The sequence below is a fragment of the Trichocoleus sp. DQ-A1 genome (assembly GCF_039961955.1).
Classification (GTDB): domain Bacteria; phylum Cyanobacteriota; class Cyanobacteriia; order Cyanobacteriales; family FACHB-T130; genus FACHB-T130.
In genome coordinates, this window is record NZ_JAMPKE010000003.1 from 286952 (window position 1) to 311299 (window position 24348).

The 24348-nt window shown below is 46.5% G+C and carries 22 protein-coding genes and 1 pseudogene; 6 read left to right on the plus strand and 17 right to left on the minus strand.

What is annotated here, in order from left to right; genetic code table 11:
- Positions 1 to 2: 2 nt before the first annotated feature.
- The 5 genes and pseudogenes from NDI33_RS05550 to NDI33_RS05570 all read right to left on the minus strand — a co-directional run.
- Positions 3 to 134, minus strand: a pseudogene (locus NDI33_RS05550) (DUF4351 domain-containing protein); the annotation flags it as partial.
- 69 nt (positions 135 to 203) lie between these two features.
- Positions 204 to 1730: a ferredoxin:protochlorophyllide reductase (ATP-dependent) subunit B gene (bchB, locus tag NDI33_RS05555; protein ID WP_190526583.1), complete on the minus strand. Its 1527-nt coding sequence runs from the start codon at positions 1728 to 1730 to the stop codon at positions 204 to 206.
- A gap of 247 nt (positions 1731 to 1977) precedes the next feature.
- On the minus strand, positions 1978 to 2706 hold the full coding sequence (rph, locus tag NDI33_RS05560) for a ribonuclease PH (protein ID WP_277878912.1): 729 nt from the start codon (positions 2704 to 2706) through the stop codon (positions 1978 to 1980).
- A gap of 148 nt (positions 2707 to 2854) precedes the next feature.
- A complete protein-coding gene (gene rsmH, locus NDI33_RS05565) occupies positions 2855 to 3751 on the minus strand; it encodes a 16S rRNA (cytosine(1402)-N(4))-methyltransferase RsmH (RefSeq protein WP_190677062.1) in 897 nt (298 codons plus the stop codon).
- 436 nt (positions 3752 to 4187) lie between these two features.
- Positions 4188 to 4850, minus strand: a complete 663-nt coding sequence (locus NDI33_RS05570) for a DJ-1/PfpI family protein (RefSeq protein WP_190677064.1) — start codon at positions 4848 to 4850, stop codon at positions 4188 to 4190.
- 114 nt (positions 4851 to 4964) lie between these two features.
- On the opposite strand from NDI33_RS05570, the gene NDI33_RS05575 reads away from it, so the two are divergent.
- The 4 genes from NDI33_RS05575 to NDI33_RS05590 all read left to right on the plus strand — a co-directional run bounded on the left by NDI33_RS05575 (position 4965) and on the right by NDI33_RS05590 (position 8120).
- Entirely contained in the window at positions 4965 to 5738 is a 774-nt protein-coding gene (locus tag NDI33_RS05575) for a LuxR C-terminal-related transcriptional regulator (RefSeq protein WP_190677066.1), read from the plus strand.
- A 253-nt stretch (positions 5739 to 5991) separates the two neighbouring features.
- Positions 5992 to 7176: an NAD(P)H-quinone oxidoreductase subunit H gene (locus NDI33_RS05580; RefSeq protein ID WP_190413521.1), complete on the plus strand. Its 1185-nt coding sequence runs from the start codon at positions 5992 to 5994 to the stop codon at positions 7174 to 7176.
- Positions 7177 to 7377: 201 nt separating this feature from the next.
- Positions 7378 to 7818 (plus strand): cyanase, encoded by a 441-nt coding sequence (gene cynS / locus NDI33_RS05585; RefSeq protein WP_190677068.1) that lies wholly within the window; start codon positions 7378 to 7380, stop codon positions 7816 to 7818.
- A gap of 122 nt (positions 7819 to 7940) precedes the next feature.
- Positions 7941 to 8120, plus strand: coding sequence for a PCP reductase family protein (locus tag NDI33_RS05590; RefSeq protein WP_190413517.1), 180 nt, complete (start codon positions 7941 to 7943; stop codon positions 8118 to 8120).
- A gap of 207 nt (positions 8121 to 8327) precedes the next feature.
- Here NDI33_RS05590 and NDI33_RS05595 read toward each other — a convergent pair whose 3' ends face one another.
- Positions 8328 to 8972, minus strand: coding sequence for a hypothetical protein (locus NDI33_RS05595; RefSeq protein WP_190677070.1), 645 nt, complete (start codon positions 8970 to 8972; stop codon positions 8328 to 8330).
- A 395-nt stretch (positions 8973 to 9367) separates the two neighbouring features.
- Entirely contained in the window at positions 9368 to 12199 is a 2832-nt protein-coding gene (locus NDI33_RS05600) for an NACHT domain-containing protein (protein WP_190677126.1), read from the minus strand.
- Positions 12200 to 12345: 146 nt separating this feature from the next.
- Between NDI33_RS05600 and NDI33_RS05605 the strand changes: the two genes are divergently transcribed.
- Complete coding sequence (locus tag NDI33_RS05605) at positions 12346 to 12603, plus strand: hypothetical protein (RefSeq protein ID WP_190430305.1); 258 nt, start codon at positions 12346 to 12348, stop codon at positions 12601 to 12603.
- Positions 12604 to 12745: 142 nt separating this feature from the next.
- Here the strand turns inward: NDI33_RS05605 and NDI33_RS05610 are convergent, their stop codons facing one another.
- The 10 genes from NDI33_RS05610 to NDI33_RS05655 all read right to left on the minus strand — a co-directional run bounded on the left by NDI33_RS05610 (position 12746) and on the right by NDI33_RS05655 (position 21937).
- Positions 12746 to 14065 carry a 3-isopropylmalate dehydratase large subunit gene (locus NDI33_RS05610; RefSeq protein ID WP_190677072.1) on the minus strand — a complete coding sequence of 440 codons (1320 nt, stop codon included), beginning with the start codon at positions 14063 to 14065 and terminating at the stop codon, positions 12746 to 12748.
- 448 nt (positions 14066 to 14513) lie between these two features.
- The gene (gene nuoK, locus NDI33_RS05615) at positions 14514 to 14825 is read right to left on the minus strand and encodes an NADH-quinone oxidoreductase subunit NuoK (protein WP_190413505.1); all 312 of its coding nucleotides are present in this window, start codon (positions 14823 to 14825) and stop codon (positions 14514 to 14516) included.
- A 15-nt stretch (positions 14826 to 14840) separates the two neighbouring features.
- On the minus strand, positions 14841 to 15473 hold the full coding sequence (locus tag NDI33_RS05620) for an NADH-quinone oxidoreductase subunit J (protein WP_190413503.1): 633 nt from the start codon (positions 15471 to 15473) through the stop codon (positions 14841 to 14843).
- Between the two features lie 93 nt (positions 15474 to 15566).
- Positions 15567 to 16151, minus strand: a complete 585-nt coding sequence (gene ndhI, locus NDI33_RS05625; RefSeq protein WP_190435723.1) for an NAD(P)H-quinone oxidoreductase subunit I — start codon at positions 16149 to 16151, stop codon at positions 15567 to 15569.
- A gap of 95 nt (positions 16152 to 16246) precedes the next feature.
- Positions 16247 to 17365, minus strand: a complete 1119-nt coding sequence (gene nuoH / locus NDI33_RS05630) for an NADH-quinone oxidoreductase subunit NuoH (protein WP_190430307.1) — start codon at positions 17363 to 17365, stop codon at positions 16247 to 16249.
- Positions 17366 to 17605: 240 nt separating this feature from the next.
- Positions 17606 to 17731, minus strand: a complete 126-nt coding sequence (locus tag NDI33_RS05635; RefSeq protein WP_199292304.1) for a DUF4351 domain-containing protein — start codon at positions 17729 to 17731, stop codon at positions 17606 to 17608.
- Between the two features lie 170 nt (positions 17732 to 17901).
- Entirely contained in the window at positions 17902 to 19038 is a 1137-nt protein-coding gene (locus NDI33_RS05640) for a citrate synthase (RefSeq protein WP_190430309.1), read from the minus strand.
- Between the two features lie 94 nt (positions 19039 to 19132).
- Positions 19133 to 19624 (minus strand): phosphohistidine phosphatase SixA, encoded by a 492-nt coding sequence (sixA, locus tag NDI33_RS05645; RefSeq protein ID WP_190677074.1) that lies wholly within the window; start codon positions 19622 to 19624, stop codon positions 19133 to 19135.
- A 57-nt stretch (positions 19625 to 19681) separates the two neighbouring features.
- Positions 19682 to 20974, minus strand: coding sequence for a bifunctional oligoribonuclease/PAP phosphatase NrnA (locus NDI33_RS05650; RefSeq protein ID WP_190413491.1), 1293 nt, complete (start codon positions 20972 to 20974; stop codon positions 19682 to 19684).
- Positions 20975 to 21439: 465 nt separating this feature from the next.
- Positions 21440 to 21937 (minus strand): HNH endonuclease, encoded by a 498-nt coding sequence (locus NDI33_RS05655; protein ID WP_190413489.1) that lies wholly within the window; start codon positions 21935 to 21937, stop codon positions 21440 to 21442.
- 892 nt (positions 21938 to 22829) lie between these two features.
- Here NDI33_RS05655 and NDI33_RS05660 point away from each other — a divergent pair.
- Positions 22830 to 24188 carry a hypothetical protein gene (locus NDI33_RS05660; RefSeq protein WP_190435712.1) on the plus strand — a complete coding sequence of 453 codons (1359 nt, stop codon included), beginning with the start codon at positions 22830 to 22832 and terminating at the stop codon, positions 24186 to 24188.
- Positions 24189 to 24348: the final 160 nt, after the last annotated feature.

A 24348-nucleotide genomic window follows, 5' to 3' on the forward strand; every position in this document is an offset into this window, starting at 1 on the left:
GTTTATGCTTGATGCTGTGCTAGGCAAGTCGCTAGCTCGATTTCATCCGAAAAGTCTAATAAAGTTTCGCTTAATTCATCGAGAGCAGTTGCGGATAAGCTGTTGATTATTGATTGTAAATTGGGGGCGATCGCTCCTGATTTTTGAGACTAGCAGCCAGCTTTTAGGGCTGGCTGCTAACTGGTTAATGACTAACTGCTGAATTACGCACCGACTGCTTCTTTAGCTGCATACATCACTTCTAAAGTGATGACGTTGAAACCGCGATCGCGTGCAAATTTCTCGGTGTTGCGCTTCACTTTGCCGCGCACAAAACCGGGAACTTTGTTGAGTTCTGCTTGCGCTTCCTTGTTCCAACCGAGGTCAGAATCAGCCGAAATCCCCTTGGTAATCACTTCCTTGGTGTCGTGTCCGCCGAAAATTTCTAAGAGGTGATCTTCCATTCCCAAAGTGAAGGAATTGTAGATCAAATCTGTGATTTGATTCGTGCCTTCGTAGCCGCAGAATGGCTTGTAACCAATGGGGAAATTCTGAACGTGAATCGGTGCTGCAATGACGCCGCAGGGAATATTTAGACGCTTACCGACGTGACGTTCCATTTGGGTACCGAAGATGGCAGAGGGTTCCACACGAGCGATCGCATCCCCAATTTGACCGTGGTCTTCGGTGACGATCACTTCATCGCAGTATTCGCCTACCTGCTCTTTGAACCACTCAGCGTCGTACTTGCAGTATGTTCCCGCCCAAACAACGTGAATCCCCATTTCTCTTGACAGAATTTTTGTGATGGCGGCGGCGTGAGTGCTGTCGCCAAACACCACAGCTTTCTTCCCTGTCAAGTTTTGGCAGTCAATAGAACGGGAGAACCAAGCGGCTTGAGAAACGTGCAAAGTTTGCTCGTTGATGTAGTCTTCGTAGTTAACATCTGCGCCTTGAGCGTTAATGATTTCCTGAATTTTGCGGATGCAACGCGCAGTTTCCACCACACCCATCGGCGTAATGTCTACAAAAGGCATCCCAAATTCTTTCTCCAGATACTGAGCTGCCATTGGCCCGATTTCGCGGTAAGGAACCAGGTTAAACCAAGCCTTTGGCAAATTCTTGAGGTTGTGAACTGATGCACCTTCGGGAATTACTTCGTTGACTTGAATCCCCAAGTCAGCCATCAACCGCTTCAACTCGGTGCAGTCGTGGTGATTGTGAAATCCGAGGCTGGAAATTCCGAGAATGTTAACCGAAGGCTTTTCGGTTTTGCCTTCGGGTAAATCGCCTTTTTTCCGGGCTTTCTCGATGTAAAGCTGGACAATTTGCCGCAGGGTAATGTCGGCTGCTTGCAGTTCATTGACGCGGTAGTGGTTCACGTCCGCCAGCATTACGTCTGACTTGGTTTCTATGGAAGCTCGTTCTACGAAGTTTTCCAGGTCTTCTTGGAGAATGCTGCTGGTACAGGTAGGAGTTAAAACAATTAGGTCTGGATGTTCCTCAACGTCTTTGCGGGTGATATTGTCCACCACCTTTTCTTGGGAACCACGCGCCAAAACGTTCCGGTCAACGGAACTGATGGTAACTGGGGTGAAGTTGCGATCGCGCTCTAGCATCGAGCGCATGACGTTGAAGTAGTCATCGCCAATTGGCGCGTGCATAATGGCGTGGACGTTCTTAAAGGAACTGGAGACCCGCAGAGTACCAATGTGCGCGGGACCTGCATACATCCAGTAAGCCAATTTCATAGAGTTCTCCCTTCGTGCTGATGACTATCTATCTATCTGGAATGAGCTGAAACAGTTGATTTCAAAGGCTAATTGTCTCAGATTGCCTCAAACATCCACCAACCCCGATCTCATGAGCGGTTAGGGTTCTGGTGAACTGGCAAAAGTGCCTGGAATGCCCTTCATCTATATAATCCAGGCTGGTATAAGAGCGATCGCACTCTCGTCGATCTGAAACGATTCTTAATTTTTAGGGATATTCCTTTATTTAATGGGTCGAGGAACTCAATGCTTTGCGCTGTGCATCTAGCAGTTCTTGAATCCCTTTTTCGGCTAAATCTAAGATTTGATTGAGCTGAGTCCGGTTAAAGGTGCCTTCCTCAGCCGTTCCTTGAACTTCAATGATGTTCAATTGGTCATCCATCACTACGTTGAAATCCACCTCAGCCGCGACATCCTCAACGTAATTCAAATCTAAAACTGGCTCTCCCTGCAACAGTCCTACCGAAACTGCGGCAATTTGATGGCGAATTGGCGATCGCTCTAACTCTCCCTGCTGTATCAGCTTTTCTATCGCATCTGCAAGTGCCACAAACCCGCCGAAAATCGAGGTTGTGCGGGTTCCCGCATCCGCTTGTAAAACATCGGCATCTATCGTTATCGTGCGTTCTCCGAGTACCTCTAAATCTAGCGACGCCCGCAAGCTGCGCCCAATCAATCGCTGAATCTCTTGAGTGCGTCCAGACAGCTTCATAAATTCCCGTGCTTGGCGTTGGGGTGTCGCACCCGGTAGCATCCGATATTCAGCCGTTAGCCACCCTTTGCCGGTGCCTTCTAAAAACTTGGGGACACCTTTTTGAATCGTCGCACTACACAGAACATGAGTGTCGCCGCAGCTCGTTAAAACCGAACCCGCTGCAAATCGGGTGAACATTCGTTCAAACCGAACCGGACGCAGTTGGTAAAATTGCCGACCATCAGGACGCAACCAAGACATCGCACTTGCCTCAAAATTCTTGATTAGGATACAGCAGTTACCAGTCAATTTAAGTTAATTAATCTGTTGAACTTTAACAATCTACGATGATTTATTTAGGAACGACTCACTGCTATAGCTTTCGGCTAAGGCGGCGAGTCGTTTGCTATCATTTTCGTTCTGCGATTCGCAGTTTAGCGGAGCGAGAGCGAGGATTATTTTCCAGTTCATCGTCTTGCGGTGTAATCGGTTTTTTGGTTAACACCTGCAATATCGGCGATTCTCTGAAACCATGCTTTACCAAGCGATCTTCTAAACTGTGAAAACTGATGATGCCAATCCTACCGCCTGGTTTAAGCCAGTTGGGTGCTTGATTCAGGAAGGTTTCTAGAGACTTTAACTCATCGTTGACGACAATTCGGAGCGCTTGAAATACTCGTGTGGCAGGGTGAATTCTGCCGTAGCGGTACTGACGGGGAACGCTATAGGCGATCGCCTCTGCTAACTCGGTTGTTGTCTGAAACGGACGCTTTTCCACAATCGCTCTAGCAATTCGCCGCGACAGCCGCTCTTCCCCGTATTTAAAGAAAATATCCGCCAGTTCCGCTTCTTTCCAGTGATTAATGACTTCTGCGGCAGTCAGCGATTCCTGCTGATTCATTCGCATATCTAAGTCAGCTTGGTGGCGAAAACTAAAGCCTCGCTCTGGAACATCGAACTGAGCAGAACTCACGCCTAAATCCGCAATAATTCCGTCAAATATTAGACCATTCGGTTGATATTTGGTGAAATTGCCATGCCAAAATTGGATGCGTTCCCTAAAATTGTGCAATTGGGTTTTAGCCGCAGCGATCGCTTGTTCATCCTGGTCAATCGCCGTCACCCTCACATCCAGTGCCGCTTCCAGAATTAACTGACTGTGTCCGCCACCCCCCACCGTCGCATCCAGGTAGTGTCCCCCCGGACGGATTTCCAACCCGGCAATTAACTCCCGACTCAGCACTGACAGATGAAAAAATGCCGGTGCTTCCGTCTGATTCGTCAAACTCTTGTCAATTTCATCCATCAAAAAAACTTAGCGACGATAAATAGGCGCACCCTCTATTTTGCCTATAATTTTTCCGATTTTCTGGTTGTACCCATGCTTATCGTTACAGGAGCAGGACATAAGCTTGAGCTGGAAGCTGGATTTCCAAGACCAGTTTATTCAGAGTGGAAATTTATCGCCGTTGCTAATTGTCGAGCGCTCTTGCCTTGCTCTCAATAGTAGCTGGTAGTGATTTTGGGCACGCTTTTGGTAAACGTTTGCCGCCTGGATTTGTCCTTGTTTGAGAAAAGCGCCAATTAACTCGCCCCCTGAAATAAGGTGGTCTGGATTGATAGCGATCGCCTTCTCAATTGAATACCTGAGTAATCAAGCTCTTTTTGAAGACGATCGAAGTCGCAGAAAAACCAAGCTGTACCGCCGTCAATTTCCGAATTGGCTAGTCATGTCAAGCTGCCTATTCTACTTGTAAACCCAATGTCCCCATCGCGTATGACGTCGCCTTGTTCACTAAATCAGGTCCCGCTTTTTCGGGTGAACCAGCATCGAAGGGTGGGGCTGGATTGTACTCCATCAAGAGTTGAGCGATCTTGGCGGCTTCCTCACCACAAAGCGCTTTAGCAACCACGAGACCAAAATCAATGCCTGCTGTCACCCCTCCCCCCGTCATGCGATTGCGGTCAATGACGACTCGCTCTGTCCCGACTTCAACGCCCAACCCGGTTAGGTGTTCCCGCATCATCCAGTGAGTCGCCGCTCGATAGCCTTGCAGCAGTCCTGCCTTCGCCAAAAACATAGACCCGCCGCACACAGAGGTAATAAACTTTGCAGTGCTTCCTTCCCGACGCAGAAATCCAAGGATCTCTGGATCGTCTATGAGTGCCATCTGTTTTAAGCCGCCGCCCACACAGAGCACATCCAAGGGCGGGCAACGGTCAAAGGTGGTATCTGGCAAAATCATCATGCCGTCATCGGTTTCGATCGGGTCTAGCGTTTTCCAGATTCGATGAATCTGGACATTGGGAAGCGCACTAAAAACTTGCTGGGGTCCCACAATATCAAGTGCGGTCATGCCGGGATAAATAACCAAACCAATAATGTGCTTTTGCGAGTCAGTCATACATCAATCCTACTAATAGGGCTTGCAATGAAATCTATCCTTATACTAAGAATGGCAAACCACCGCGCCTAGTCCTCGATTGAGTACTCTTTAAGGCACAACACCCAATCCAAGATGATTTCCTTGCAGCTTTTATTTGAAGCCATCAGTCAGGTAAAAGATGAACAAGACCTGCGATCGCAACTTGTGCCAAAAATTGGTGAGTACTTTGCTGCTAAGCGTTCGGGAATTTTTTTCTTCGACCAGCTTTTAGGCGTTGGCACAGCCTCTCCTTTGGAGAATCGCAAGTTTCAAAAAGTGTTGAATGTTGTCTTATCCATTGAACATAATCCTGTGGCGCGTTACATAGCAGAGCGCCATACGCCTGTCCATGAAGGATTAGTGACATCCCCAAAAGCCTGGGCAATCATTTGTCCTCGTCCCGATCATTGGCACGTGATGGCAGGACCCATTATCGATCGGGGTCAATTAATCGGCTCAGTGGGTTGCACCCGTGAAAAATCCATGCCTGCTTTTGATGCCCAAGATATCGCTGATTTGAGTGCCATTTGTTTACACCTATCGGTTTGGATCGCCAGCGTGCGATTCGCGCCAAGCACAGTTAAAGACCCGATTTTGGAACCTCAGCACCAACCGTTGAACACCCATCGCTTAACGTCTCGTGAGTTGGAAATTGCCAACTTGGTGGCGCTGGGTCGAACCAACACAGAAATCGGAACTGAACTCTGGATTACCGAGAATTCTGTCAAGCAGGCTTTGAAGCGAATGTTCCGTAAGCTTGAGGTTTCGTCTCGTACAGAAATGGTTGCACAGCTTTTTGCGACACAACACCATTTTCCGAGTGCAAAGCCATCTCCATCCAACTTGGCGCTGAACGCTCACCAATAACCTTTGGCGGCGTTGCCTAAATGATTACGATTTCAGCAACGCCGGATTCTCTACGTTGTGCCAAAATTCCCCTTGGTTAAATGCAGCTCGAATTCCGACGTATCCTGCGGACAAAGCTCCATATAATTAAGGAAGCGAAACAAAAATCAACACTCAGTAGTAAACAGACAGTGCCAGTCGGAGTGATTTTGGCGTGTTTACGAAATTTCAGGTGCGGCTGCCCAAATCGGCTTCAAGGAGAGATGGCTGAACTATGGCAAAGATAGAAACTAGAACAGAACCGATGGTGCTGAACATGGGTCCGCACCATCCCTCCATGCACGGAGTGCTGCGACTCATCGTTACCCTGGATGGGGAAGATGTCGTGGATTGCGAGCCGGTTATCGGCTACCTGCATCGCGGCATGGAAAAAATTGCCGAAAACCGCACCAACATCATGTACGTCCCCTACGTCAGCCGGTGGGACTATGCAGCGGGAATGTTTAACGAGGCTGTCACCGTTAATGCGCCGGAAAAACTAGCCGGTATCTCAGTTCCCAAACGCGCCAGCTACATCCGCGTCATCATGCTGGAATTGAACCGTATCGCCAATCACCTGCTGTGGTTGGGACCATTTTTGGCTGATACGGGCGCTCAGACTCCCTTCTTTTATATCTTCCGCGAACGGGAGATGATTTATGACCTGTGGGAAGCCGCCACTGGTTATCGGATGGTGAATAACAACTACTTCCGCATTGGGGGAGTTGCCGTTGATTTGCCCTACGGGTGGGTTGATAAGTGCTTAGACTTTTGCGACTATTTCCTGCCAAAAGTTGACGAATACGAGCGCTTGATTACAGACAACCCCATCTTCCGCCGTCGCGTGGAAGGCGTGGGCACCATCAGCCGCGAAGAAGCGATCAACTGGGGACTTTCTGGCCCGATGCTGCGGGGTTCTGGTGTCAAGTGGGACTTGCGGAAAGTTGACCACTACGAATGTTACGACGACTTCGACTGGCAAGTGCATACGGAAACTGGCGGTGATTGTTTTGCCCGCTACTTGGTGCGGATTCGGGAGATGCGCGAATCTGTCAAGATTATTTACCAAGCTATCAAAGCACTTCCCGGTGGTCCCTACGAGAACTTGGAAGCCAAGCGTATGGCAGAAGGGCCAAAATCCGAATGGAATGGCTTCGACTACCAGTACATTGGTAAGAAAATCGCTCCCACTTTTAAAATTCCTAAGGGCGAACATTACGTCCGTGTCGAGAGTGGGAAAGGTGAGCTAGGAATCTATATTATTGGCGATGATAATGTCTTCCCTTGGCGTTGGAAGATTCGTGCAGCCGATTTCAACAACCTGCAAATCCTCCCTAGTCTTCTCAAGGGTGTAAAACTCGCTGATATTGTGGTGATTTTGGGTAGCATCGATATCATCATGGGTTCTGTAGACCGCTAAAAAAGCAAAAGGCAAAAGGCAAAATTAGGGTAGGAAATCCCTGCCTAAAACGTCTGAAACTTAAAAAGTAGCAGCGGATAGGTAGCGAATGTAACTGAATCGATTGTCGGTTAAAGGAGATAGTTTAACTGTTTCTCAAACTGAGCAAATATTCATTACAGTTGTTACATTTCGTTGCTACTTTTTTGTTGAGGTTTGTTAATGACTATTCCTGAAATTACTCAAATACTTTTGGCTGCTAAAAAAGAAAAAGGGCTAAGTTTTGCTGATTTAGAAAAGGTTGTTGGACGCGACGAAGTCTGGATTGCAGCAGTAATTTATCGTCAAGCAAGTGCTTCTGAAGACGAGGCAAGTAAGCTAGTCTTTGCCTTAGGAGTTGACCCGATATATGCTAAAGAACTAACAGAATGCCCGTTAAAAGGATTGGGACCAGTTGTTCCTACTGACCCTCTGATTTATCGCTTTTATGAAATCATGCAAGTGTATGGAATGCCGCTAAAAAGCGTCATTCACGATAAGTTTGGGGACGGGATTATGAGCGCGATTGACTTTACTCTGGATGTGGAAAAAGAAGAAGATCCCAAAGGCGATCGCGTAAAAATTATTATGTCGGGTAAGTTCCTCTCCTATAAAAAGTGGTAGCTCGTTGGTAGGGTTGGGAAAGGCGATCGCTCTCAGGATGAGATCGCCTTCTTGATGAGACGCTGGAAAGCGCGATCGCTTCCCTGTTAAACTCCTGTTTTAAGGATTTTTTGGAGAAAACTGTGGCGAACCAACCCAATGCCGTAGAGTGGACACCCGAAGCTGAAGCCAAGTTGAAAGAAATTCCCTTTTTTGTCCGTCCTGCCGCTCGGAAAAAAATCGAAAAATTTGCACAAGAAGCAGGGCAAAAAATAATAACGGTGGAAGTTTATCAGCAAGCTAAACAACAGTTTGGGCAGTAGCAGAATTCGCCCGGAAGTTTAAGGGCGATCGTATTTTCGGTTGAGAGCGCGATCGCGTTTTGTCTCAGTTTTGCCTCAAGTATCGCAGTCGTAAATGATTCGTGAAGGCGAGATCCCCGACTTCGAGAGAGAAGTCGGGGATCTGAAGAGCCGAAACGCAACTCAAATAGGATTGCTATATCAGACGACACACACCCAGTTGAACGTTTAAAACCCGCTATAGTTGATCGTTGGATTGGGTGTAGTTGAAAATCCTGTGTTCGGCAAGCTGGTGGTGCCAGGAGTCGCGATTAACCCGCCAGAATTGCTTGTACTGGGAGTGATGGGATAGCTACTCGGCAAGCTGGTGGTGCCGGGAGTCGTGATTAACCCGCCAGAATTGCTTGTACTGGGAGTGATGGGATAGCTACTCGGCAAGCTGGTGGTGCCGGGAGTCGTGATTAACCCGCCAGAATTGCTTGTACTGGGAGTGGTGGGATAGCTACTCGGCAAGCTGGTGGTGCCGGGAGCCGTTATCGTCCCATCTGGCAAGGTTGTATTACCCAAGGGGGCGGGAGACTGATTTGGTTGGGTTGTAGCATCCGGCTGGGTTGTATAGACTCCGAACATGGTTGTCGGATCGGCGGTCGTTGTAGACTGTTTTGCCTTGGTCTTTTTGGGTGAAGAACGCCTAGTCGTGCCAGTCTCCTCAGAAGCAGTTTCCTTGAGAGTAGAGTTTTGATTGAGTTGGGACATGACTGGAATACTGACCAAATAACAGATTCCAAGAAATCCAGCGATGCCAACAAAACCTTTGACTAAATTTTGCCCCGCCGATGACTTTTCTGATTTTGATCTTGTTCGTGGATTCATGGGTGCTTCCTAAATTGAGTAGAGTACCCGCATGGTGAACAAACCTCTCACAACCCCGTAAATATACTTATAGGCTCCCCCTACACTTTAAGGAGTCTCCAAGGAGAAGTGCTATAAAATCAGAGCTATCTTTATCAATCCTTTAAATAAATCGGTTATTCTCGCCCGATCGTAAAGCTTCTGTGAAGTGCCTGTGAAGCGATCGCAGCACGTAAAAAGCCGGGAAATTTATTTCCGGCTTAAAGCTAAAGTAAGCTAAAGCTTACTGGTCAGCCGTTGGTTGACTGACAAAATTCAAGAAGCAAAACTTGCAAGACTCTCCAAAACTCTCGAAACCCAATCTACACGGAAAGATTTGTCAATCAGATAGCGATCGCCTCCTCAGCGCGATCGGTTTACTCGCAACTTTTACTCCAATTCTTTAGTTTCTCTGTTGCGAACTCGCGCACCTTCTGGTCTGGGTCATTAAGAGAGCGATCGCGCAACAGCGGTAGAATCTGGGGATGGTCAGGATATTGCTCAATGATTCCCTCAACTGCTGTTTGCCGAGGGTTGTCTTGGTAGTCATTCTCGCGTTCAAAGGGGTCATTGATAGCGCGATCGGACAAAAATTCAAAGACACCAGGCTCATCTTTCCAACCCTTGGCTAACTCTTGCACTGCTATTCGTCGAACACTCCAACTGTTAGCCGCTTGAGCGCAAGTTTTGAGAATAGGTAAGGTGTCAGGGTCGTTTCTCCAACCTCTGGCTAACTCTCGCACTGCTCCAAACTGTACACCCCAATCGTCAGCCGCTTGAGCGTAGGTTTTGAGAAGAGATAAGGTGTTGGGATCGTTTTTCCAACCTTTAGCTATTTCCTCCAATGCTGCCTGCCCCTCATACCCAGTTTTATCCGATTGGATACAAGTTTTGAGCCACGATAAGGTATCAGGGTCATCTGTCCAAACTGTTGCAATCTTTGCAACAGCCTGAGTGCGAATTCTATGGATTAGTTTGTATTCTTCTTCATTCAACTTGTAATCTTCTTCACTTGACGCTCGCTCTTTATCTCCGTATTTTGTTAATCCTTTTAAGTAATTGAGTAACTTAGTAACAGTTACGGCAATCGTAGAGCGATTTCTCACGTCTGAGAGGCACTTCGCCGCCAGAAATAGATTGATAAACTTTTGGGCTTCACCATCTTGAGCCATCAGATAATCAATAATTTCACCAGCAAAGCTCGTATCAATCATTCCCGCAATCAGCCGCAGCACTTCATGCCAAGACTCATCCTCCCAGTGCTTAGCAAAAACCTCCGTTTTGAGTTCTTCAATCGTCAAACCCCCTTCAAGTCCCCGTTTCCCAAACCGCTCAACAAACTCACTGGCACAGAAGTATTCTAAAAATGTCCGATGCACAAAGGCATAGGAATCGGCACCCAGGTAACACAAAATAAAGTTGCGACTCCGCAATTGTTCAATCAGCGATCTGGCAACAGTTCTCGGCTGATTGACTTCTGTGCTTTTCAAAAAGCTAGTTAGAATCCTTTCTAAATCATCCCCGCTAATTAGATTACCAGCTAAACCTTTATCAGATGCTTGCATAAAGTAGGCAACCTGACGCAGTATCGCCTGCTTATCTTTATAGTCAATCGTTACCGAATCGATCCTCGGATTCTCTAGCAATTTCTGCTCTACATCCCATTGATGCAGCAGTAATCGCGAGGCTTGGTTGTAGAGTTCTGGTCTATCTCTGGGCAATTCTTGATTGCGGTTCAAAATTGCCATCATTGTCAGCAGGAGAGGATTTCCCGCCAGTTCTCCAATCGCTGAAGAAGTCTCGATTGCCCTTTGCAGTCGCTCCCGCTTTCTAACTTTATCTGCCTCATCCGTAAACGTTAACTCATGCCATCGGTCGATAAAATCCTTAATTTGATCTGACTCTAAATCTTGCAGCATGAAGTGACGAAACTGGGCATTTCGCAGCCGTTGCGGTTTGTAGCCAATAATACGAGAAGTGACAATTACCCGCACATTGGGATATTCATTCGTGAAACGATGGATATCAGTAATCACTTCCTCCCGTTTCAGCGGATCGAACACCTCATCCAACCCATCAAACATCACCAAAACCTTGCCAGCTTTCAGGCGTTCGTGGAGTTCGTGCTGATTGAGGCGACAGATAATGCTGCCTTTGTGGAAGAATTCCAGAAAATCTTTGCATTGTCCAGAGTCGCGATTGCGAATGTAAGTCCGCAATTCAATCAGCAACGGAATCGACTCTTCAATAACATTATTCAGGGGCGTTCTTGCCCAATTCAAAGCGATGTATTGCAACAATGTGGACTTTCCCGAACCCGGATCGCCCAAAATTACAACATAAGGATAGGTTTGATAATCATTAACAATATCCAAAACTGAGCGAATTGGCTGTTGATAATAAACTTCTTTGTATCGTTCCCTCTCCTCCGGGTTGACGTCTGCTTCAAGTTGGTTACTCTCTCTCAGTCGTTTTTGATGCTCTTTAGGAATCTCGTAAACTTGGGGTAAATATTCCTGGCATTCTCGCATATCCTGTGCTATGAAAACTTGCCATACCTTGAGTTTTTCTCGATAGTCGTAAACACTCGTATCTACACTATCTAAATTAAGACTGCTGTATTGCTCTTGCAGTCCTTCCTGATATCGCCTCAAGTCAAATTTAGTAGGAATTCCAGCTAGTTCTTTAGTATTTTTTTGAATAGCTTCTAAATTTTGAGAGTCAAGTATAGCGCGTAATTCAGGCAATTCTCGGATAATCGCTTTAACTTTTTTCCGGTACAGCTTGCCTACCAAATCCCAATCAAATTCTTCAGGTGGCAAAGGTAATAAATTAAGCTGATTCCAAGTTTGAGCTAAGGTTTTTGTATCTAAAGCCTGACAGTCATCTTTAAAAGCACTTCCCAGAATCTCTTTAACCGATTTGTCTTTAATAAATTCCTTTAACGGTTTGGTATATTGCTGCAATTGCTCATCAGTAACGCCTGTATCTTTTAATTCATCCTGTACCAGTTGCAGAAATTCTTTGATAGCCTTACCAGCCGCAACCTGACGAGGGTCTTTTTCCCGTAGCAAAACGTGTTTCAGCGAATCTTTGAAGAAATCTTTAGCAAAGTCTTTTGCTCCCTCCTTTGCCAAATCTTGCACAATGGGGTACACCAGACCCCCAACAGCTTGAGAAACTCCCCAGACCAATAACCAATCCACCATAATACTCGCATCTGCTGAATTCCGTAGACTACGAGTATAGCGAGTGCTTTGGGGCGATCGCCTTCTGTGTACAATCGAAAGCGCGATCGCGACAACCAATTAGTATGGAGTTGATATCAGATAATTTTGATGCCCAGAGGTTTTTTATGAAAGAAAGCACCATCAACAAGCAAGCGAATATCTCTGCTGAGTCCCCGTTATGGGAAGAACTTGCCGATGAAGCCGCCGCTACCTGCGTCGGGGGAACTACGCTGACGGATCTTTTCGGCGAATTGGATAATGCGATCGCATCATCGCCTTTTTCAGAAGAAGGTAGCCAGTTTGTTGAGGAAAATAGCGGGACTATTCAAGACATCTTTCAAGGTTGGATCAATTATATTGACCTGATTAACAGCCTGGGTTAAAGTCTCTAGCAATTCTCTATGGGATGCCGTAAATAACCCCACTCCCGCCACTCCCCGCAAAGGTCGAGCCATTCAATACTGCCCCTCTCCGTTCACGGAGAGGGGTTGGGGGTGAGGTTCCGAATTCCCCTCTACTACTGCTTTACATAAAATCGCGGGGGTCAGTCACATATCCAGTCAACGCCGAAGCCGCAGCCGTATAAGGCGAAGCTAAATAAATCCCCGCCTCTTTATTGCCCATCCGACCGGGGAAATTGCGGTTAGTCGTAGAAACGCAAATTTCCGGCTCATTCACACGACCGAAAGTATCCTTGGGACCACCCAAACAAGCCGCGCAGGAAGGTGCCGCAGGCTCAATGCAACCAGCCGCCAAGAAAATCTCAGACAGAGTTTGCCCTTCGTATTTCTGGGTGAACAAGTCTTCGTAGACTTTCTGCGTTGCCGGTACTAAATAAGTAGGAACCTTCACCTGCTGTCCCTTAAGAATGCGGGCAGCGTACATAAAATCTGAGGTTTTGCCGCCAGTGCAGGAACCGATATAAACTCGGTCAATCTTGACATCCCGGCATTCCCGCGCCAAGGCACGATTATCTGGAGAATGGGGCTTAGCGACAACTGGCTCTAATTTGGAAACATCATAATGCCGATCCGAGTAGAAACGAGCATCAACATCCGTATAAACTGGCTCGAAAGGCTTATCCGTCCGGGCGCGCACGTACTCAAACGTCGTCTCATCCGGGGCGACAGTGCCATTTTTGCCACCCGCCTCAATCGCCATATTACACAGCGTCATCCGGTCTTCCATCGACAGACCGTTAATGGTAGTACCGGCAAATTCCAGCGCCCGATACGTGGCTCCAGCAACACCAATATCTCCAATGATTTGCAAGATCAGGTCTTTTGCCAACAGGTAATTCGGCATCTCGCGCTCAAAGACAAAGCGCATCGTCGCCGGGACTTTGATTAGCAGCTTGCCGGTTCCCATAATGAAGCCAGCGTCTGTGTTGCCGATGCCGGTGGCGAACTGACCAAAAGCGCCCGCGTTGCAGGTGTGGGAATCGGTACCAAACAGCACTTCCCCCGGACGGGTGTGACCTTCTTGTGCCAGGGCAATGTGACAAACACCTTTGTAATCGGGATTGGCTTTAAAGTCGGCTCGGTCGGTGATGTCGTAGAAATATTTAATGTCTTGCTCTTTGGCAAAGTCGCGCAGAATATCAACGTTGCGGTTAGCGCGTTCGTCGGCAGTAAAAATGTAATGGTCTGGAATCAAAACAATCTTTTCTTTGTCCCAGACTTTGGCATCTGCGCCAAATTCGCGCTTGAATACCCCGATTGTACCGGGGCCACAAACGTCATGGGTCATTAACAAATCAACGTTAACCCAAATATTCTCCGCCGGTTCGACAATAGCCCGACCGGAGGCACGAGCCAAGATTTTTTCGGTGAGAGTCATCCCCATAGCTATTTTCCTCTTCCTTGCAAAGACGCGATCGCTTTTATTTGATAATGCTTATTTTCTCTAGCCCTCTGTCATTCTATAACAATGTATTTCAGACAACTAATACTAAGGATAGATGTGGGCTGGATACCTGAAATGTTTGACTCTCAACCTTGTCCACGATTTAACTACTCAAATTTATCAGGCAAAACTAAAAATAAGGGTTCAACGTTACTAGAGATAAATCTGAAGATAAATATAAATATCAAAAACGCTTGTAGATTCATCAATCTACATTTATATCCTTAAATATTAATCAATGATTTTTCTGACGTTGCGAGTAAGGAATAATGGGTAATTGGTATAGGTAAAAACTTTTCAGTTTTAGAGACGCCATTACCGCGTCTAAATTTTGAATTCAAGAGCTTTCTTCAACTCAAAATACTCATTACCTATTACCCATTAACCATTACCACTTCAACAGATTAAACTGCTCCATGTCTACCGTCTCGCGGTTGCGATAGATTGACAGCACAATCGCCAAACCCACAGCGGCTTCAGCAGCTGCAACAGTAATCACAAAGACGGAAAAAACCTGACCTTTAATTTCTTGAGGATCGAGAAAATTAGAAAAGGCCATTAAATTCAGGTTGACAGAATTCAGCAGCAATTCAATCGACATCAGCACGCGAACAGCATTACGGCTGGTAATCAAGCCATAGATACCGATGCAGAAGAGGGCAGCGGCTAGCAGTAGAAAATACTGAAGTTCTAGGTGCATGAGTTTTCTTGGTTTCTAGGTGTTGGTATCTGCGGGGAGTTTACCGCTTTCGGAGCCGACCGTCAAAAGTTCGCGAGGACGTTCCGGCAACGTTAACGAGGTTGGTTGAGTTAGCTGAGGTGAAATTTCTTCTGGAATATACTCACGACGTGCCAGAACAATTGCGCCCACCATTGCCATCAACAACAACACAGATGCCAACTCAAAGGGTAGCAAAAAGTCACTGAAGAAATGCAGACCAATCTGCACAATGCTACTTTCAATGGGAGTGGTCAAGACCGCTAAAGTCCAGGGAGTTCTGATCACCATCGTACCCAGAAGCCCAAACAAGCCGATACAGACCAAAGCCGTTGATGCTTGGCGAATCCAGCGATTGCGAATGGGTGCAAAATCTTCCCGCTTGTTTACCAGCATGATGGCAAACAAAATCAGGACGTTAATCGCTCCAACATAAATGAGAACCTGCGCCGCCGCTACAAAGTCTGCATTGAGAAGAAGATACAGCCCAGCGATGCTGACAAAAACTCCACCCAGTAAGAAGGCTGAGTAGACAATATTAGTAAACAGCACCACTCCTAAAGCTGAGCCAATCATCATCAGCGACAGCAGGCCAAACGAAACAATCTGAACGCCTTCAGCTAGATTCATTTTTGTCCTTTGTCAGTAGTCAATCGTTTATTTGTCATTCGTCATTCATCATTAGTTTTTTACAAGTGACTAATGACGAATGACAAATCACTTTTATTTTTCCGTTTGTTCCAGAATTTCCGCTGGAAGCTGACCGGGGCGACGGGAACCTTCTGGCAGGTCGTGCGGGTCCATGACGCCCTTGGGTAGGTAGACAAGTTCGCGCAGCGGCGTCACCATTGGGTCTTGCGTGACTTTGTACGGTAAACGACCCAGTGCCACGTTGTCAAAATTCAATTCGTGACGGTCGTAGGTGCTAAGCTCGTACTCTTCGGTCATTGACAGGCAATTGGTCGGGCAGTATTCCACGCAGTTGCCGCAAAAGATACAAACTCCGAAGTCGATGCTGTAGTGCTTGAGGAGTTTCTTTTTGCTTGCTTTGTCAAACTCCCAATCTACTACTGGCAGGTTGATGGGACAAACCCGCACGCAGACTTCGCAGGAAATGCACTTATCAAATTCAAAGTGAATTCGACCCCGGAAACGCTCGGAAGGAATGAGTTTTTCGTAGGGGTACTGCACGGTAATCGGACGCCGCCGCATATGGTCGAAGGTTACAGACAACCCTTGACCAATATATCGAGCCGCTTGGACGGTTTCTTTGGCGTAATCGCCAACTTGTTTGAGGAACTTAAGCATTGTTCTGTGTCTCTCTCTGATTAGAGAATCGGTTATTGGTGATTGTAGAAAAAGGTAATTTTTCCCACGACTTATTACCGATTACCGATTACCAATTACCCGCCAAAAGCAACGGGAAATGCTAATTTTAGGGCTGCGGTCAGTAGCAGGTTGACTAAAGACACTGGGAGCAGAAACTTCCACCCTAGATCGAGCAGTTGGTCAATGCGAACCCGTGGTACAGTCCAGCGCAGCAGAATCGCTATGAAAACGAGGAAGTAGGCTTTTAGGAGGGTCATGGTGATCCCCAGTGATGCATCAATCACCTGCAACCAGGGACTGGTTTCATTAACTCCTAGCCAGCCGCCTAACATTGAGAGGGGAATCGGAAATTCCCATCCGCCTAGATACAAGATTGCAACTAGCAGGGCAGAGAGGACGAGGTTGACGTAAGAGCCGATATAAAATAGACCGAATTTCATCCCGGCGTATTCGGTCTGATAACCGGCAACCAGTTCTTCTTCTGCTTCTGGCAGGTCAAAAGGGAGTCTTTCGCACTCTGCCAAAGCGGCAATCCAAAAGATGAGGAAACCTACGGGTTGCCGCCAGACGTTCCAGCTGAGGACGCCGTAGCCAGATTGCTGTTCTACGATGTCGATGGTGCTAAGACTGTTGGACATCATCGCGATCGCAAGTACGGAAAGCGCTAGGGGAATTTCGTAACTAATCGACTGCGCTGCCGCCCTTAAACCCCCTAGTAGGGAATACTTGTTGTTTGAAGAATAGCCGGACATCAGCAAGCCAATCGGCTGAATGCTGGAGAGGGCAATCCACAAAAAGACGCCCATTCCGACGTTAGAGATTACCAGGTTTTGCCCAAACGGCACAATCAGGAAGGACAAAAACACTGGGATGACAACGATGATTGGGCCTAGCGTGAATAGCAAGCGGTCGGTCTTGGCTGGGACAATATCTTCTTTGAAAACCAGCTTTAGACCATCGGCGACCGGCTGCAAAACACCCAGTGGTCCGGCGAATTCTGGTCCAATTCGCTGCTGAGCCGCAGCAGAAATCTTCCGCTCCAGCCAGACGACCACTAGCACCCCTACGGTAGCACCAATAATCATCAGAAACATCGGCAGCGGCATCCAAATGGCTTTGGCGGCACCTGCTGGGATGCCCAGATCCCTGAGGGATTGGATAAAAGTTCCTTGTAGGTCAATACCTGGGTTCATGTTTCCCGAACGAAGTAATTACTAGGACAATTCGAGACAAGATGTATCGAATCAATCTATCTGTTCTTTTGTGAAGATTTTTTTCAGCTACACAGCCTAGTATATCGTTGGAGCGCATCCAGCCCAGCGCAGCAAATAAGAAATTCTACTTATCCTTAAGTTAAAGTTTTCTGTGGTCAGGAAGAAGGGAGGCGCGATCGCTTGTTGTGGCGGGTGAAAGTGCGATCGCCTGTGTAATTATCACTGATACTGCTCGAACCAGACGGCTAAATCCGTCGGTGCCGTAAAATCCAACAGCGCCTCACCCAACTCCTCTAATTGAGCGATGGGTATCTGTTGAATCCGGCTCTTGCATCTGTTGGTCAACTGAGGCAACTAATCCCTACGAAGGTCAACCAATTAACAGTAAGCTTCCCCATCTACCCCGATTTTCGGAACCAGCGATCGCTCCTCCCATCTCTGCCACAAAAAAAGCGCGATCGCTTCTCTATACAATTTTTGTCGGAAGCGATCGCGTTTTTTCGGGTTCTAGATGACTATCGTTGTTCTATAGAAATGTAGCCAGCTTCGCGAGAACCTTTATAAATTTGAGTCGGACGATAGATGCGGTTTTCTCCTAACTGTTCCTTCCAGTGAGCCAACCAACCAGCAACACGAGCGATCGCAAACACGGGTGTAAACAAATCTGTAGGAATGCCCATCTTTCGGTAAACCAGACCCGAATAGAAATCCACGTTTGGATAAATTCCTTTTTCGCCTAATTTTTCCTCAAGTACCCTTTCCAACTCCACAGCAATGTCGTAATACTTATCGTGACCAAATTTCTCAAACAGTTGTTCTGCCAAGTTTTGGAGAATTGTCGCTCGCGGGTCTTTCACTTTGTAGACGCGATGACCGAAGCCCATAATTTTCGCTTTGCGCTGTAAGGCATCCTCTAGCCACGCACCAACATTTTCCACTGAGCCAATTTCTTCTAACATGGTGATGACTTCTTCATTCGCCCCTCCATGCAATGGCCCTGCCAAAGTTCCCACCGCTGAGGCAACGACTGCGTAGGGGTCGGTCAGGGTTGAAGCCGTCACCCGTGCCGAGAAGGTAGAAGCGTTCATCGTATGTTCTGCATGAAGCGTCAAGCAGACATCGAAAATCCGCGCCGCGAGGGGGTCGGGTTCCCGCTCGTTCAGCATATACAAGAAGTTGGCAGAATAGTCCAAGTCATCGCGAGGGCGCACGGGGTCGTTGCCTTTCCGCATCAGTTGGAACGCTGCCACCATTGTGGGAATTTTTGCTAGGAGGCGCACCACCGCTTCCCGAATGTAAGCAGGGTTATCTAAAGCGCGACGGGAGTAAAACAAACCCAAAGCAGCGGCAGAAGCTTGCAGCGCATCCATTGGATGCCCGGTTTCCGGAAAACACTTCATCATGTCCCGGATGCGATATTTGATCCGCCGATGATAGCGAATTTCACTTTCAAAGGCTTCAAGTTCTTCCTTCGTGGGGAGCGTACCCCAAATTAATAAATACGACGTTTCTAGGAAGGTACTCTTTTCTGCGAGGTCTTCGATGCGAATGCCGCGATATTCTAGTATTCCCTGTTTTCCATCGACATAGCTGATACTGGATTGGGCAGCGGGAATGCCTTCTAAACCTGGTTTATACTCGCAGACAGTCATGTTGCTACGGATTGGGTGAGGGGAACATACTCAAGTTACCTTACCAGAAACCGTTTTTGTAGTCGCTAGTTTTACCAGAATTTCTAAACGGGGATTACAACAGCCACTTGGGTGAGGAAAGCAAAAACATCTGGCTATGACCCACGGCAGGCTGGGTTTCTGGAAGGCTTAATCCAATCATGCCTGCTTTTTTCAAAATTAGCGCTTCTTGGGTATCGCCCCACACCAAAATTTCTGCCCAATTTCCCAAGTTAGGTTGATGACCTACTAGGGCTAATTGAGATCCACCCGCTCGCCGCCATTCCTCTAACCATCTCAGCCAAGCTTGGATGCCACCCCCAGGAGCTAGGTCGATTGATTCTTCTAGATGGGGACACAAACCGGCGGCGACGAGAATTTTGGCGGTTTGGCGTGCCCTCACCAAGGGACTGGTGAGGATCAGGTCGAAGCGCACACCGATTTCATCCAGTCGTTTTGCTACTTTAGCGGTTTTCTTGCGTCCCTCATGGGTCAGCGATCGCGCTTCATCTTTGACGTCCTCAGATGGCTCGGCGGCGATTCCGTGGCGGATCAAATAAAGTTTCATAGGTTAATTGCTGATGGAAGAATGGAAGAGTCGCAATTTCCATTCTTCCACTCGCTTTTACTCCCCATGAAGCAGATGGTCTTTTGGGTTGACCAACCGAAGCAGCTTTTGCTTGATTTGGGTGTCAAAAACTTCCCATTTCATCTTGGCGTACTCAGAATTTTCATTGAAGCCGCCCAAGAACCCCATCGGAATTTCAAAGCCACCCGCGGAAAGTCGTCCGCCGCCAAAAAAGCGTCCTTGATTGTCTTGCCCAAAGGCTTCTTTGATAAACTCGTCAGGGTCGAGAGTCAGCTTGCTGGTTCTCAGGGAGCCAATTACGACTTCCAATTCTTCGTCTTCGTCGTGGACGATTCCGTAGACGACAGCCGTGTGGACGTTTTCTTCTGTCACGAGAAAGTCTGCCGCTTGGGGGATGGCATCCCGGTCTTCATAGCGAAGATAACCAACACCAGCGATAGAGAAGTTATTTTGGACAGTGCGGTTGGTTAGCGATCGCTCGATTACATCCATCACCCGTTTTGAGCGATACGCCTGCAAGACTGCATTCAGCAGCTGGGCGTCATAAAAACGGCTGAGATACCCCGCAGCTAGAAAATCCTCTTCCTGAGCTTGCATCAGCCGGTTCGTGTCTGACCTCAGACCATGCATCAGTGCTGTCGCACATTTTACGTGTTCGCCAATACCGCTATCCAGCTTGAGCAACCCTCCTTGGAGGTACTGGGTTAAAATCGTCGCCGTTGCTCGTGTAGAAGGGCGAATATCCGTAAATTCAGCATGAAGTTCCGTCTGTATACTGTGATGGTCAATCACCACCGTAATCGGGATTCCTGCCTTTTGTACCCAAGGCAGCAATTGACAGGTAGTGCCCTGGTTATCAATCAGAACACAGCCCTGATACACCGACAAGTCCTTCTCCTTTTCCTTCAGGCACTGGACGCCCAAGCGTTTTGCGGGTAAGCCTGTAAGTTTAACCAGAGCAATATTTTCTTGGTGGCTGAGAGTGCCAGCGTACACAATTTCGCATTGGATGTTGTACTGCTTGGCAATCAGTTGATACGCCCAAGCGCCCGAAAGGGCATCCGGGTCGGGAAAATCTTGCAAAATTACCAGATGGCGATCGCCCCGGTGACGCTCTAAAGTCTGTCGTAGCGATTCCACGATTCTTTCCAGTGGGGGTTCGCTAGACCCTCTAGCTGAATAATTACCAGATCCATTCACTGTCTGTGTGGGAGCCGCCTCTGTTAGTTGAATTTCAACCACAGATTCCGAATCTGGCTTGGTGTCTATAGGCTTTGACTCGGCGGCGATTGGAGAACCATTGAGAGGCTTGAGCAAATTAGATCGCATATTATGGATAATGCAGGTGTGCAAAGCTATAAAATTAGTATTCCAGTTGCTGCAACAGTCTCTCTCCTCACGCTTCCTGCCAAGTATTTGACAGATTCAGTCAATCGCCCAAAGGGCAAAAAAAGCGCAGTACAGAAACCCTTGTAAATGCCGCGAAAGCTCGCCTCTTTACTGCGAAAACAGGTTTCCAGAGACGCCGTGATTACGCTTGTCTTGATATAGAGCTACCTATTCATAGATCTTGACAAAAAAACTGGTAAACGACACTCCCCCTGCGGTCGCGTTTTCCGGTCTTGACCTTTTACAGTGGCGCTCTTGCTCTTTCATGGCTACCGATTGGCAATGAGGGGTTAAGGAAGAGTGCAATGTTCCTCAGCCCCCAGTCCTAGGGGCACCACCCGTACTTGCCAGTCTCTTGACTAGCCAAATTTTAAAACCCCCCGCAGTTGATTTAAATGCAGGGGGCTAAAGGCCGATCACATATTTTTTCCACTCCTGATGCGTACCACTTTTGAGGTGTTTCGCAACTTCAAAGTGCAGACTACTGTAAGGCTTGCGAGGCGGCTGCCGCAAAATCATGTTGGCTTCCTTGGGGGTGCGGCTGCCTTTATTAACATTGCAGCGCACGCAGGCGGTGACAATGTTTTCCCAGGTATCGCCGCCGCCACGAGAGCGGGGAATTACATGATCGAGCGTTAAATCGTCCCCGGTATAACCGCAATATTGACAAGAATGACTATCGCGGTGGAGGATATTTCGACGAGTCAGGGGAATTTCCTTATAAGGAACCCGGACATAGTAGCGCAGCCGAATAACCGTTGGGAGTGGAAACTCTGAGTAGACGTATTTGCCGTTGTGTTCAACCCGCTCTGCTTTCCCTTTGATCAACAAGACAGCAGCCCGCCGCCAGCTGGTGATGTTGAGCGGTTCATAAGAGGCGTTTAACACCAGAACCTTGCCCATAGGGTGATTGAGATATTGAGAAGATTTTTCCAGATGGTAACACAGTTAACCCAAACGCTGTCAGGGTCAAGAGATAGAGAGGGAGTAGGAGAGCATTCCTGTTTTCATTCAAACCTCAGACCTCACTCCTCAGCCTGCCGATTTCAGACCTCAACACTGCTATACGACAGCTTCTAACAGTTCTCTTAAGAGAAAACTATAGTTGAATAACACTTAAATTTTGTCTTTGAGTCCCGAAAATGCTTCTTCAACATTCCGTCTTTACATTAACTTTTTCTAATCGTTGCTATAAACGTGACTTATCCTTTAAATTAATTTTTTTTAAAGATAAAAAATCAATTTAAAAATATAAAAACTAATAACTGTATCAATAGATTTTTCAAGCGTTCTCTTATCGCAATCCTAATTTCAGTTGGAAGATGCCAGCCTTTCAGAACTCCGGCTGCTATAGGAAGTCGGGATTTTTTTTGCTTTGACGTTGCATGAAATTAGGCGAGCAATGCCTACCTGCCATACTTTTCGGGCACCCTGTTAAGATAGTACGGTTTCTAGGGGTAAAGAGATTGGTAGTTCTATGGTCATTGCCTTTGACATACTTTGACATAGATGATACCCCGCGCCTTAATCAGATGAAAGAGCATACTACTCAGCATTCACCCGCTTCTTGATGTAGGCTGAGAAGTCCTGTACGGGCGGCAATCATGCTAAAAAGCGCGCTGTGTACAAACTTGCTACCCGCATGAATGTGACGTCTGCGTGACAGGCGTCACATTCATGCGGTATCCAGCCTCACTAAGTCATGAGGCGACTATCATACGCTATCAAGGTTTTCAATCACCAAATCCTCTAAAGAAAAAGTTTACATTTAGAATAAAGAATTCTCGATAGCGCAATGCAAGTTCAAGCAACCAGTAAGCACTCAAGAGTTCTTAAGACATCCACACTTAAGGATGTCTTATTAGATACTCATCAGACTGAACCACTCATTAATTCAAACAAGCTGGTGCCGAAGATTCCAGATCCTCAGGAAATAATTTGTCAGTTTTTTTTGGACATTGTTAAACAATGGGCACCAGATTTAGTTCTGTATGAGTTTAAAACTTTATTTATTAATCCAGTCAAGGCGATTGGTTCAGCACATCTGCAAGCACTTAAAACAATTGTTGATTCTAAAAGTGAAGAAGAATTTAAAAATACATTAAAGCGTTCTTGTTATATTCTTCTCAATAACTGGATATTGGCTCGCCACTACCAAGCCTTAAAAGATTTAATTCAATTAATTTCTAATTCTGCTAACTGCGATAGCATCTCATCTCCAAGTGTAAAATGTCTAAAAGCTTGGCTTGCAGATTTCGTGAATAGCCAAGATTACGAGGAACTTAAGCTATTTGTTTCTAGATATGAAAATCGAGAGCAAGACCATTGGAAGAGCCGTTATACATCTTATTTGTTAGCGCCTCAGTATGTTAATAAGAAAAATTCTGAAGAACAGCGCCAAGCTGCTAAAGGCTTATCAAAGCAGTTGAAAGACCAGTTTAAGTTTGATCTGGCAATGTACACAGCTCATTCTGAGTCTAGGGGATTTAACAATAAGAAAAACCAAAATCCTACGGCTTTGGGCGATCAAGCACTCCGTTTAGTTAAAAAAGTTATCGCTAGACGCGGAATGTTTAGCTATGAAAACATTGCAAATATTTTTTTAAAACAAACCAAAGAATTGAAATACAAGCATTTTAAACAAGGCTTGCTAAAATATTTATTTTATTCGACTGAAAGTCAAGGTCAGGTAGAGACTTTAAAAACTAATTTGTGGAAAATATTAGAATTTATCTATAAAGAGGCTGATGAAGAAGAGATCAATAGCCTTCTGCTGATTAAAACCTGTAAACGGGTAATTGAATGTTTAACGATCAAGAATAATGGAGAACCTTCTTCTCTGTTCGTTTCATTAGCTTCTGAAGGAAAATCGGTTACTCTAGCAATCCTACTGCTGAAAATTATTCTAATTTGTCCTCCCACTCGGACTCATTTAGAAGTTTGTTTGGCTAAATTGATTCAATACTATGAAGAATATTCGCAAGAAGAATGTTCTTGGGTAATTAACTTTTTAGAAGTAATCAGAATTACTTTAACAATTTATACAGAAAATGTTCAATTCGATTTAGTCAATATGGAGGAAGATAGTCTCTCTCCGTCGGATAGTATGGATGGGAAGGGTTATCGAGTTTTTTCTCGGAAGTATCGGAAATAAACGGAAACTTGGTAGTGCCTCTAGAGGGCTACCTGTTTAAAGCGGGATGGTGGAACTTACTTCAATACTAATTTTTCCTTGTGATGCTAGCCATCAGAAATCCCAACCTTCTTCACAAGGGAGCAAAAAGAAAATCGTAAGTGTAGCGCCAGTAGAATGA